A 13,771-nucleotide genomic window follows, 5' to 3' on the forward strand; every position below is an offset into this window, starting at 1 on the left:
CTGACGCATAGCTCATCTATAAGATCTCATTAGACATCGATCAGTCGTGTAATAAGTAAACAGTGAATTTGAATCACTTTACCTTACATTACAGAGAATATGACATCTGAAATATAAGAGCCGTTCAACACTTAGTGGCGAGACGGACGCGGATGCACAGGGGTTGGACCAGCGATTTTGCCAAGGGACTATTGAGTCTACTAGTACTTAGTGTTACGAGTTGAAGACAGGCATTAAATATTTTTTAAACAAAATAAGGAAACAGATAACCGTATACCTTGTATGATTAAAGCACTTAATTATCCTAATATATTTCTGGATAAATTTTAAGCAAGAGTTGAATCTTAAATATATCGTTCTTAATCCTCTTATCAAGACAGCCTTTAATAGCTGTGGATAGAGAAGAGGCCTTGCCGGGGGAGGATACATAGAGCTTATCAAGCTGAAATCATGGTATGGTCGAAAATCCATGTTTTTCTGTACGTTATTATTGATGTCGCAGGCCCACAGCGCTAATGTTCGACTGCAAGTGCAAGGGCTGAGCGGTGATCTGCAACGAAACGTACGTGCGTGCTTGTCAACTATTGGCACGGACGGAGTAACGATCGATGCGAAGTTCCAAAGTCAGGTGGATAATGTGGTTCGCAAGGGACTACGGGCGCATGGTTATTATTCCCCTACAATTGATTTCGTTTTCAAGCCGGTGATGAACGGCGATCGTGGTGTACTTATCGCCCACGTCAAGCCGGGCAAGGCAGTGAAAATCGCCGGCGTTCATATTATCTTGCGCGGTGACGTCAGGCAAGATAACGATTATCGGCAATGGATCACCAACGATAAACCCGCGCTAGGCACAGTGTTAAACCACGAAGCATACGATAGGTTCAAAAATGGCTTTTCTAACCTAGCGCTGCGCAAGGGATATTTCGACGCTGAATTTCGTAAAAGCCAATTGAGTGTCTCTCCGACACGTTACGAGGCCTACTTGGATATCGATTTTGATAGCGGCCAACGTTATCGTTTCGGCAAGCTCCGTTTTCACGGCGCGAAAATCCGAGAGGATTATTTGCAAAACCTTGCTAAAGTGCGTGAAGGTGAGTTCTACAGCGATGAATTGCTGGCGAAGCTTAATCGCCGGTTTGTAGCCACTAACTGGTTTAATACAGTGGTCATTTCTCCGTGTTTTACCATTGCTAAGCAGAGCAGAATTCTGCCTCTAGATGCAATCATGACGCCGCATACTCGCAATAGCATTGAGATTGGCGCTGGCTACGCGACCGACATAGGACCGCGTGTGAAAACCACCTGGAATAAACCCTGGCTAAATTCGCGCGGGCATAGCCTGCGAACCGGTCTAAACTTGTCGGCGCAGGAACAATCGACCGATATCAGCTATAAAATCCCGTTGCTCAATGATCCCCTGGAGCAATATTGTCTCCTGCAAGGAGGCTTTAAACGTGAAGATCTCAACGACACTTTGGTAGATTCAACAACGCTGAATATAGCGCGCTATTGGGATCTATCTAGCGACTGGCAGCGCACTCTCAATCTCCGCTGGAGTTTGGATCACTTCACACAGGCTAACGTTACTGATACGACTATGCTGATTTATCCCGGCGTCAGTATTAATCGTACTCGCCAGCGCGGCGGCTTAATACCAACTTGGGGCGATAGCCAGCGCTATTCCGTCGATGTTTCCAGTCTCTTCTGGGGATCAGATATCGATTTCGTCATTTTTCAGGCACAAAACGTTTGGATCCGTACACTGGCGGGAAAACACCGTTTTGTAGCTCGTGGCAATCTTGGTTGGATTACAACCAATGATTTTTCACGTGTCCCACCGTCGTTGCGCTTTTTTGCCGGTGGCGATCGCAGTATCCGTGGCTATAAATATAAATCTTTGTCGCCTCGAGACGATGCGGGCAAACTGATTGGCGCTTCTAAATTAATGACCGGATCGCTTGAGTATCAATATAATGTCACCGGCAAATGGTGGGGTGCTGTATTTATCGACAGCGGTGAGGTAATCAAGGGCATTAAAGAAAACAACATTAAAACCGGCGCTGGCATCGGCGTGTGCTGGCAGTCGCCTGTCGGTCCAATCAAATTGGATATTGCTACTCCAGTTGCGAATGAACATGAACACGGCGTGCAGTTCTACATTGGATTTGGGCCGGAATTATGAGCTTTGTTAAGAAAATTTTTCTGACTGTTGTGTTGTTGGTGGTGCTGCTGCTCAGCGCACTAGCTTATCTCAGCATTACTACCAGCGGTCTGCATTTATTACTGAGTGGCTTGGCTCGATGGATGCCAGAATTGGAAATTGGTTCAGCCAACGGAAATTGGCGCGATCTAACCATTAAACAGCTGCGTTATCACATGCCTGGTGTGACAGTCAGCGCCGGCGAATGCCATTTAGCGCTGGATTTTAGCTACTTGCGCCAACGCCAATTGTGCATTCATAATCTCGCCCTGCGAGATGTATTAATCGATGTGAATACCCTTAAATTAAGCCAGCCAATGGCGTCGGACAGCAGTCCACTATCTACATTTTACCCGCTTATTCTACGTCATCTAGCGCTGGATAATGTCCAGATCAAAGTAGATAACACACGTATCATCCTTGATAAATTCACGACCGGCTTTCGATTCGAGGGGAACAATCTAACAGTAACGCCGACACATATAACTGGTCTTTTAATAATGCTACCGACGGGGACGCAGTTAGTTTCATGTAAAACAGATACCGTCTCTGTAGAGACGGTCACACCTGACTTGCGTATCCAGGAGAAAAAACGCGCTAGTGAAGCGGCAGTGAGTGATGAATTGCGGTTAGCAGAGATGTTGCGTGACTTCTTCGCTAAGCCGTTATTATCTCCGTTGCCATCGTTTACTTTGCCGTTAAATTTGATACTGGCAAGCGTTGATATAGAAAATTTGCACTTGACTGGTAATGCCGATCTGCTTATTACTCGTTTACGCCTGCAAGCGGTAAGCCAGGATCAGCGTGTCGAGCTGGTGTTGCTAGATATCAACTCGCCTCATGGATTACTCAATGCTTCCGGCTATGCCGAGATGAGTAAGAGCTGGCCGGTAGCAATAACGATCAACGCGACCTTGAATAGCACGCCGTTAAAAGGTGAAAAAATCCAATTTTCAGTGAATGGAAAGCTACGCGACGAAATACGTGCCGGGCTTCATCTTTCAGGTCCGCTTACCGCGAACCTGATCCTAAAAGCACGACTAGCGCAAGCAGGTCTGCCGCTGACGCTGACGTTCGACAGCCAGTCTTTGAAATGGCCGTTGATTGGAACATCGCAATATCAAGCACGCGATGTGGACTTACGGCTAAGCGGGGAAGCACGAAATTATCGGCTGGCACTGCAAGCGGTGCTTAGCGGGAAGGGGCTACCCCCGGCAGATGTCACTCTGGAAGCTCAAACTAACACCAATAGTTTTACTTTATCGCGCCTACGACTGTCAGCGTTGCAGGGCAATATCGATCTGAGTGCAGCCGTGGACTGGCAACGTGACATTAGCTGGCGCAGTGAACTGGCGTTAAGGGGCATTAATACTGCTCGCCAGTGGCCGGACTGGCCGATATGCCTAGAGGGGAAAGTCACCAGCCATGGTGGCTTATGCGGTGACAACTGGCAATTACAAGTGCCTACATTAGAGCTGTACGGTCACATTCGCCAAAACGTGCTGACCGCCAAAGGATCATTTCGCGGTAATGCCGCTGGTCAGTGGCATGTCCCGAAACTACTGCTGGCGTTAGGTCGCAATCAATTGACAGTGACAGGCGATCTAAATAATGCCTTTGCGCTGGATGCCGCGCTTAATGCACCGGCACTAGCCGGCGCGCTGCCGGACCTGAGCGGTCGGGCAATAGGGAAAATTAAGCTGCGTGGTACTTTCCAGTCGCCGAAGTTGCTGATGGATTTTAATGCACATTCTCTGCGCTGGAGAGAAATGAGCATTGCGCGTATTGCGTTGAAGGGGTGTGTATTCTTTAGTGATATTGTCCGTGGTAATATGCAGTTGCAGCTGGATCGTTTGCAAAAAGGGGCGTTATCTATCGCACAATTGACTTTGGATACGAGCGGTGATGAAAAAGGGCATCGACTGATGCTGGCAATGCAAAGTAAGCCAGTATCCGCTCAACTACAGCTGAACGGGAGTTTCGACAGGCAGCAAAAACGTTGGCAAGGTATGCTGAGCCAAATTTACTTTGATACGCCGGTTGGTAAATTCGGACTGATTCGTGCCATGACCCTGGATTACCGGGTCGCAACGCAAAAGCTAATCATAGGGCCACACTGTTGGAAAAATTCTAATGCACAAATCTGTGCACCGCGGAATATTGTCCTCGGTCCATCCGTGCAAGCAAGTGTGTTACTCAACCGTTTTGATCTGATGATACTAAAGCCGATGCTGCCAGCAGAAATGCAGATCAGTGGTTTTTTTACCGGTCGAGCCGATATGCACTGGACCTTGGGTGGCGGTTTTCCGAAGGGTAAATTGGTGCTGGTAGGTAACAATATAAAAGTGAACCAGATTGTGAAAAATAAGACGCTACCGGTAGTCTTTGAGACACTGACGCTTAATGCTGCGCTGGATAAAGACCTTGCGCGTTTGGACTGGTTGATAAACATTGCCGGTAACGGCCAGTGCAACGGTCAGGTGCAGATCACAGATCCTCAGCACCGGCGTGAACTGTCCTGCACTGTTAATGTCAATAATCTTTCTCTATCACTGTTGAAACCGCTGTTATCTCGGGACGAAAGCGTCAATGGACTAATTAACGCCGCATTGCAGCTCGGTGGGGATATACAGCGACCACAGCTTTACGGTCATCTTGGGCTGGAGCGTTTGATCATTAAAGGCACTTTCATGCCTTTTGCTATGACCGATAGTCGGTTGGCGCTTTCCTTCACCGGTAACCACTCTACGCTGCATGGTTTTATTGGTACCACTCATGGTCATGTTAACCTAACCGGAGACGCTGATTGGAGTAAAATAGAGGCCTGGCGTGCGCATATTAACGCGCATGGAAACCGAGTGTACGTCACCGTACCACCGATGGTGCGGCTGAATATGTCGCCGGATATCGTGTTTGAGGCCACGCCGACACTGTTGACCTTCAACGGCACAGTCGATATTCCCTGGGCACGTATTGAGGCTCAAGATATACCGAAAAGTACGATCAATATCTCTAAAGATGAAGTGCTGCTAGACGAGAACCTGCAACCGTTGCCAGATAGCGCCGACTACGCCGCGATCCCGATTAACTTAAATCTGCTAGTACACGTCGGTTCAGATGTACGTCTTGACACTTTTGGCTTAAAAGCTAGACTGACGGGCGATCTGAAAGTGGCGCAGGATAAACAAAGGTTAGGACTTAACGGACAAATCGATATTTTATCCGGTCGTTTCCATGCTTACGGGCAAGATTTAATCGTTAAAAAAGGACAATTACTGTTCTCTGGCCCAGTTGAGCCTTATTTGTATATCGAAGCAATTCGTAATCCTGATTTTAGTAAAGATGATGTTACGGCAGGGGTCCGTATAACCGGACTAGCTGATCAGCCGAAAGTTGAGGTCTTTGCCAATCCGGGTATATCTCAACAGGAAGCACTGTCTTATTTATTACGTGGACAGAGTTTGGATGCTGCAAGCGTCGACAATGGTATGATGACGTCAATGTTAATTGGCATGGGGGTTGCCCAGAGTGAACAAGTTGTAGGTAAAATCGGACAAGCACTTGGGGTAAGTGAACTAGCGCTAGATACTCAAGGGGTTGGCGACAACTCCCAAGTGGTGCTTAGTGGATATATTGCGCCCGATTTACAAGTTAAATACGGTGTGGGTATTTTTGATTCTTTAGCAACGTTAACGCTGCGTTATCGTTTAATGCCTAAGCTTTATTTGGAAGCCGTGTCTGGCCTGAACCAGGCGCTAGACTTGCTTTATCGGTTTGACTTTTAATTATGCGAATTATTCTTTACAGTAGTAGTTTGCGACGCAAACAGGGAAAAGCTGTTAGATAACGAACATTTTTTAACAGCCAGATATAATTTCATTTTCATAGTCTTACTTTTTGTGATCCAAGATGGTAAACCGCTACTTGTTTCTATTTTACTTAAAAGTACAATTAATGCTTATCTGAATTCAAAATATAAGATCTATTACTTTTCACCTACACCGATAATCTATTAGTGTCTTTATCTGCATTAATGTCGGCGCTTCTACATGCTGTAAGCCATTTCGATGGCAGCTAGTCCAGTGCTAGATCAACAACTTTTTATTGATACCATCATTTTGATAATGTTATTTGTTGTACAACATTGCCTGCTGCTGTTTGCTGGAAGAAAAATTCTTTCTCTAATTAACAACGCTGCTCTTTCCAGCGCTACAGAATGTGTTTGGTTTCCCATCTTTTGGTGCATTGTTCAATGCATGCCTTCATGTTTTTGCTACAGATACAACGTCACAATACTGTTTCCTGCGGCGTAAGACGAAACCTACTCCTGTTATTTCTTTCAAATCTTTTTTCAGGCAGTTATATTGTAAAGGCCAGCGTCAACACATAAGATGCCAGTATGATATCGAACGCCTAGCTGAATATTGTTTCAGAACCCCAAAATCGAATTTAAGATTCTAACTAAGATTTTCTAAAACCGATTTCAGTACTGCCAATACCGCAAAGCGGTTTAGTTAGCCAGAAGCGTCCAGATAATCCTGTTACACAGGAAGAGTAATCGTATCGCCAAACTACCTGTCGATTCTGATATTAAGAGTAGCGGTCATTCCACATACTTAAGGATTACCATGTCGTAAATGATCTGATGACAGTCTTTTGATAAGACTTTTTTCAGTGCCTTAACTGCCGTTGGGTGTAGAAGTAATAAACGGCGATGGTGTAACGACAGTGCTTGTGCGCTCTTGCAACCATTGACCCGTTTCTAAATCGCTTAGCCAGCGTTTGAATTCATAACGCTGAAATAACAACATCAATGCTTCCACTTCGATTTCTTTTATTACCGTTAACTTATCATAAGGTAAGCTCAACGGCACATCAGTTTTAATGGTTGCCAGCTGGTAGGAGAGAAACGCCGTATCACGGTACAACGCAAGTTTAGCAGCTGCGGTTTTAGCGCCGCGGAAGTTTAGGCAACTAACGCTATCAAGCTGTTGATAGAGCCTCTCCAGACCGCCAAACTCTTTCAATAGTGCCTGTGCGGTTTTCTTACCCACTCCCGGTACGCCAGGAATATTATCGGAACGGTCGCCTATTAGGGCCAGATTATCAATAATAAGCTCTGGCGGCACACCGAATTTCAGTTTCACTTCCTCCGGTCCGAGAATTGTATTAGACATAGTATTAATCAAGGTAATTTTTGACGATACTAACTGCGCCATGTCTTTATCACCGGTGCTTATCAAGACGTCCCGACCGGCGCTCGCCGCTGCCAGTGCTAGTGTACCGATAACGTCATCAGCCTCGACGCCATTAACAACCAATAAAGGCAAACCCATCGCTTTAACCATATCATGCAGCGGCGCTATCTGACTGTACAGATCGTCCGGCATGGGCGGCCGATGAGATTTATAATGCTTGAACAGCATATTGCGAAACGTCTTGCCCTTGGCGTCAAATACTACTGCAATGTGGCTTGGCCGATACTGAACCAGTAAGCTCTTAAGCATATTCAATACACCATATATCGCCCTGGTCGGTTCTCCCGCCCTATTAGTCAGCAACGGACAAGCGTGATAGGCACGGTAGAGATAAAAAGAACCATCCACTAGAATAATTGGATTTTCTGCTATTTGGACCATAGCGTATTTTACTTGTAACCCAAAGTTACTGATAGTCATGAATTAATACATACTGTTAATAATTTTCTCATACTACGAGAAAGACGTTTGATGTGAATTTTCAGGCATGTCATCTTATATTACGAGATAATTTTTACTTGCTAAAAACTTTATAAATGCGCTTTATATCAGTCATACAAAAGCTACATTAAATGTATTTAATATTATTACTATAGTGTCTATGCATTTCTCACCCTATGTACGAAAAGACACTTGACATACAAAACGTCATTCTTCGTCTACTTTACAACAGATAACGACTTCAGCGTTAGAAACGCCTCGTCACGATTTAAACGCAGGTATTAGTTAGTTGTAACTCAGATCATCTAGTAGCATATGTCATATACCACATAATAATTTAGCATGCCTCAGACAGACTTAGGACTGTCTTAGTTGAGCGTTTCTATAGCGAAATAGAGCTAAAATATTTTCAAAAATAACTTACAGATGTGCATTGGATCATGAAATTCACTGATTTTCTATCCTCCGATTTTTTTAAAAGATAGATCTCAATGCTTGATATTACTGTCCATCGTTATAGCGTAACCATGAAGTTACGTTAATGATTATTCGACACCGGGAGCGCCACAGGAGAACGTTTGAAATAAACGTGGTAAACGCAGACTACCTGCCGTACTCTATACGTTGCGTCACAAAGTGAGCTGACGCTGATATGACTGGTGTAATAACGTGATTTTAGTTATTCAGCAGGCGTTGCGACAGACTGCTTAGGGAAATAGCTATACTAGCCTTTCCGCTTTATAAATTTAAGGGAAACAACATGAGCTTAAATCAAGTACCAGCAGGCAAAGATCTACCAGAAGATATTTATGTAATCATCGAAATTCCAGCTAATATTTCTCCCGTTAAGTACGAAGTTGACAAGGAAAGCGGCGCTTTATTTGTTGATCGTTTTATATCTACCGCGATGTTTTATCCTTGTAACTATGGTTATATTAACCATACACTTTCCCTGGATGGTGATCCAGTAGATGTGCTGGTACCTACGCCATATCCATTGCAGCCAGGCTCGGTAGTACGTTGCTGTCCAGTAGGCGTGCTAAAAATGATCGATGAGTCCGGTGAAGATACTAAAGTAGTGGCAATACCACACGCCAAAGTGGCACGAGAGTATAATTATATCAAAGACATTAACGACCTATCTCCACATTTGCGCGCGCAAATCACACATTTCTTCGAGCATTATAAAGATCTAGAAGACGGAAAATGGGTGAAAGTAAACGGTTGGGACAGCGCCAAAGCAGCCAAAGATGAAATTATCGCCTCCATTGAGCGTGCTAAAAAGTAATCTTAGCGCAAAAACAACCGCTCACAGAACGGTCTTTCACTTTTAGTTGTCTGACGGATTCAATTTCTTTTAGCAAGTCTACCGAACGCTAGTTTAAATATATTGATTTTCTGTAACTACTTTTGAAATGCATATGACAAAGATTAGTATCATTTCTCCTTGTTACAGCGACACACACAGAGTGCAATGTGATGATCATTCGGCATCGAGCGCTCAACGCTACATTTACAATCTGTATTTGAAAACGTCTAAGCTTCATTTTCGCAATAAATGATTCAAAATAATTGCACGAATGTTGACTAACTGTTCTGGAGCGTTTAAAAAATACGCGATATCTGAAGACTTATCGCTCCAGTTTACAGGATATTTTTAAAACGAAATGAAAATTATCTGGCTGCCTGTTTTGATAATGCCGATAGTAGGGGTTGAACCTACGACCTCCGCATTACGAATGCGTTGCTCTACCAACTGAGCTATATCGGCATAAAACTACTTTACATATAATGTGCATATTAAAAAAGAAAGTCAATAGGCGCATTTATCTACGCTCTCTTCTATAAAATTGCGCTAATCTTGATAATAAACACAACAGAGATGAAAGCTCGTCACTGCGGCAAGAGTTTTGCGCGCGGCTGACTTCAAACGACCCGCTAGTTGACGCTTTCCCGCTTGTATCGTCTGGCGGGTGAACGCTGACACGCGCCAATTCGTTAAGTCCAGTAGTCAAATTGGCCTTAGTGAAAACGGCTACCGTTATCGAAGTCGGTTTAGGTTGTCCCCGTAGCTAATCCTTTTGTAGATTATTAAGGACGAGTTAGAGATAGGCACAAATGGGAATAGCCGTACACCGTATAAATTATCATATTAAGATCTATTAATAATAAATCATTTGCATAATGTTTTGCCATCTGGTTATAGTTATGATGTAAGCTTGCGCGCTGTATTTTTAATCTGTTCACAAAATAGGTATGCCTTCCATTTCCAGTGTGCCTTTATCCTTTTCGAGTGTATGCTGTGCTGACACTGGGTGCTAACATTGGCTGAGACTTTCAGTTAACCCATTAAGGGTATCACGAAAACACCACGGTGGTGGTATTGATAGTCATAGTTTTTATAGCAGTGTACAAGACAAAAGCCAGCATAAATAACGGCATAAATTAAGTCAACAGATCGGAGAGAGGTAGAGGCAACTGTGTTTAACCCTTGTGCATCCATATGATCACTAACTCTATAAAACAATCATCCTGCATCTTCTGACCACTGCAGCAACACTCCTTAGTTCCTTTGAGGGATCTACTCGGTGTTGGCAGGTTACCTAATGTTAATGTATAGTATTCTGTATTCTTTTACTGATCTGTCAGAATTGTTTGATATCTGAATGGACCATCATAATGAACAGTCCACACTTTTACGCATAACAATAATTAACATGCTGAAAAAATAAGGCGCCTACTTGAAATTACGGCGGATTGCTGTCTGAAAAGACACCGACATGCCTATCATGTGATTGAACAACCGGAGACGTATATTAATGACTAGTTTTCCGGAAATCCACACAGTAGCTGGAAACAAAGCTGTTGACGCCGGACAACAGCTATCAGGCCGATCATAACCAGCGACACCAGACCAAGTCATACTCTTAGCTTTTACTAAATTTATCATCTAATAGTAATTTAAGCGATAATACTGAAGTGTTACTTACCGTTCAGGGCGTTTCTTTTTCTTGCTCGTTTTTAGATTTAAAATACTTTAGATTATTAAGGATATTTGCAATGCGTATCATTCTGCTGGGCGCTCCGGGTTCTGGTAAAGGTACTCAAGCGCAGTTTATTAAAGAGAAGTATGGTATTCCGCCGATTTCCACCGGCGATATGCTGCGCGCCGCAGTGAAGGCACAATCCGAGTTTGGCAAACAAGCTAAAGCCATTATGGATGCTGGAAAACTGGTGACAGATGAACTAGTCATCACGCTAGTCAAAGAACGTATCAAACAAGACTCTTGCTGCAACGGCTTTTTATTGGATGGATTCCCCCGTACTCGCTCTCAGGCGGACGCCATGAAAAAGGCTGGTATCGTAGTGGATTATGTGCTGGAATTTGTAGTGCCAGATTGGCTTATCATTGACCGCATTATTGGTCGTCGAGTGCATGTTCCTTCAGGACGGGTGTATCACGTGAAATTTAATCCGCCCAAGCAAGAAGACAAGGATGATGTGACCGGCGAGCCGCTGACCACTCGCAAAGATGATCAAAAAAGCATCGTACGCAAGCGCCTAACGGAGTACCGTCAGCAGACGGTACCCCTTGTAGACTATTACTCTAAAGAAGCGTATTCAGGAAATACTCGGTATTTCACCCTCGACGGTACTCGCAATGTACGCGAGGTAAGTGCTGAATTGACTGCTATTCTCAGTTGATCTATTATTTTATTTTTGTATCACAAGTAGCCGTATCTTGGCTTTTTCAAATGTAACTTCAGCGCAGTCTGTTGGAAACCGCCATTGATCGTTGTCATGCCGGGCTGAACTGCCGGTTATTATGTACGCATCCACACGCATAATTGTACTTTCGACCTTGAGCGGAAAATATCGCCGATATCCTATTTCTAATCTCGATGCGCTTACGTGGTCCGTTAGCCAACACTTGTTGCAATAGGTGACAAATAATAACTGTGTTTGGCAGTCGTCTCCGCTAAAATATCTTTTCTGCTAGCGTATTTACTCTCTGAATTCATAGGATGAGCTTTAGCGACGAACTAATAAGGAACGCAATGATCCGGGAAAGATGCGGAGTATTAATGGTCAGTTTGGGGACACCGGAAACTCCTACGCCACGGGCAGTCAAGCGTTACTTGACCAAATTTCTTAGCGATAAACGCGTAGTGAATATGCCACGAGCACTATGGCTACCCTTATTGTACAGCGTTATCCTGCCGCGACGTTCACTGCAAGTAGCAAAACGTTATCAAAGCATCTGGATGGATGAGGGATCACCACTTCTTGTCTATAGTCGTCGACAGCGGCAGGCACTAGCCGCTAGCTTGCCTAATGTCACGGTAGAACTGGCAATGAACTATGGGCGTCCGACTCTGCCGCAGGCAGTCTCGCGCCTGTTTGCGCAAGAAATTACACGCCTGGTGATTCTGCCTTTGTATCCCCAGTATTCTTGCTCTACTAGCGCTGCGATTTGGGATGCGGTAGCACGAATTCTTACTGGTTACCGCCGATTACCATCGATAACTTTTATCCGCGATTATGCAGCGCATCCTGCCTATATCGCCGCGCTAGCCGCAAGCGTTAAGCATGAGTTTAGCCGGTACGGTAAGCCAGATCGGCTAATCATATCATTTCACGGCATACCACAGCGTTATGTCGAAGAAGGCGATGATTACCCGAAGAGATGTGACGTTACTCGCCAAGCTTTAGCCGCAGTGCTGGATTACCCGCCTGAGCGGATAATAATGACTTTCCAATCGCACTTCGGACGTGACCCCTGGTTGCAACCCGCTACCGATGAAACTATGAAAAGCCTGCCTGCTGTAGGCGTGCAGCATGTGCAAGTTATTTGCCCCGGTTTTGCCGCTGACTGCCTAGAGACGCTGGAGGAAATTCAAGTACAAAGCAAGAAAATATTTGAACGTGCCGGAGGTAGCACGTTCCATTATATCCCAGCACTTAATGATGATGAGGCGCATATCGATCTGCTACGCCAGCTTGTAACGGCAGAGCTACCTTAACTTATTTTCTTTAAGACACTTGAATCTCAATTCTCATGCAACATCGAACTATTCATTTTATAAGCAAATGTCTGGTTGAGTTCCTCGATAACAAAAATGAAGTTGGAGGTTTTCAAATACAACTTACAGATGTAGCGTTACGCTTCCGATGCCGAATAAGTATGACATTGCACTTAATTTGTCGTGCTACAACGAGAGCACATTAATCTTTGTTATAAGTCGTAACCTCTCGGCTAAAGATATACATCGTCAGTCTAATGCCGCACATGGGTCGAATACCGGCACATCATTTATTGAAAAACGTAAGAGATACATTGCAATAAATACATTGCACCTTTCCGTTTGATATATGTACTTTCGCTTGTTTCTAGTTAAATTCTTGCGTAGAATTTAGCTTCTACAAGGTGTGTTTAGAAGTAATCTACAAACGATCACGGCAGAAAATTTTTTGTGTGCGTTATTTGGAGTTAACAATACCAGGTGAATTGGCACAGTAGTTCACTGACGTTGAATCAACGGTATTTGCGCTAACAGGAGAACAAACACATGGCCCATAAAAAAGCAGGCGGCTCTACACGTAATGGTCGCGACTCAAAAAGTAAACGCCTTGGCGTTAAACGCTTCGGCGGTGAATTAATAAAGGCCGGTAGCATCATCGTCCGACAACGTGGAACCCGTTTTCACCCAGGGACTAATGTAGGTTGCGGAAAAGATCATACGCTGTTCGCTTTAACGAAGGGTAAGATCCAGTTTGAAGTGAAGGGACAAAAAAACCGTAAATTTGTGAGCATTATTTCTGACTAAGTTTCCAATTTTTGTAAAGTAAAGCTGTGCTAAGTTGAAGA

Annotated in this window: 6 protein-coding genes, 1 tRNA gene and 1 pseudogene; 6 read left to right on the forward strand and 2 right to left on the reverse strand. The window is 44.2% G+C overall.

What is annotated here, in order from left to right:
- Positions 1-469: 469 nt before the first annotated feature.
- Positions 470-2,185 carry an autotransporter assembly complex protein TamA gene (tamA, locus tag A4A68_RS02565; RefSeq protein WP_067566235.1) on the forward strand — a complete coding sequence of 572 codons (1,716 nt, stop codon included), beginning with the start codon at positions 470-472 and terminating at the stop codon, positions 2,183-2,185.
- Positions 2,182-5,988: an autotransporter assembly complex protein TamB gene (gene tamB / locus A4A68_RS02570; RefSeq protein WP_067566239.1), complete on the forward strand. Its 3,807-nt coding sequence runs from the start codon at positions 2,182-2,184 to the stop codon at positions 5,986-5,988. Before tamA ends, tamB begins: the two co-directional genes overlap by 4 nt.
- 945 nt (positions 5,989-6,933) lie before the next feature.
- Here tamB and A4A68_RS02575 read toward each other — a convergent pair.
- Positions 6,934-7,842 (reverse strand): annotated as a pseudogene (locus A4A68_RS02575) (5'-3' exonuclease); the annotation flags it as partial.
- 820 nt (positions 7,843-8,662) lie between these two features.
- Here A4A68_RS02575 and ppa point away from each other — a divergent pair.
- Positions 8,663-9,190, forward strand: a complete 528-nt coding sequence (ppa, locus tag A4A68_RS02580; protein ID WP_067566245.1) for an inorganic diphosphatase — start codon at positions 8,663-8,665, stop codon at positions 9,188-9,190.
- Positions 9,191-9,600: 410 nt separating this feature from the next.
- Here ppa and A4A68_RS02585 read toward each other — a convergent pair.
- A tRNA-Thr gene (locus A4A68_RS02585) sits at positions 9,601-9,673 on the reverse strand.
- A 1,289-nt stretch (positions 9,674-10,962) separates the two neighbouring features.
- On the opposite strand from A4A68_RS02585, the gene adk reads away from it, so the two are divergent.
- The 3 genes from adk to rpmA all read left to right on the forward strand — a co-directional run bounded on the left by adk (position 10,963) and on the right by rpmA (position 13,730).
- Positions 10,963-11,607: an adenylate kinase gene (gene adk, locus A4A68_RS02590; protein ID WP_067566249.1), complete on the forward strand. Its 645-nt coding sequence runs from the start codon at positions 10,963-10,965 to the stop codon at positions 11,605-11,607.
- A 353-nt stretch (positions 11,608-11,960) separates the two neighbouring features.
- The gene (gene hemH / locus A4A68_RS02595) at positions 11,961-12,926 is read left to right on the forward strand and encodes a ferrochelatase (protein ID WP_067566252.1); all 966 of its coding nucleotides are present in this window, start codon (positions 11,961-11,963) and stop codon (positions 12,924-12,926) included.
- A 546-nt stretch (positions 12,927-13,472) separates the two neighbouring features.
- On the forward strand, positions 13,473-13,730 hold the full coding sequence (gene rpmA / locus A4A68_RS02600; protein ID WP_067566255.1) for a 50S ribosomal protein L27: 258 nt from the start codon (positions 13,473-13,475) through the stop codon (positions 13,728-13,730).
- Positions 13,731-13,771: the final 41 nt, after the last annotated feature.

This window comes from Candidatus Doolittlea endobia (genome assembly GCF_900039485.1).
GTDB lineage: Bacteria > Pseudomonadota > Gammaproteobacteria > Enterobacterales > Enterobacteriaceae > Doolittlea > Doolittlea endobia.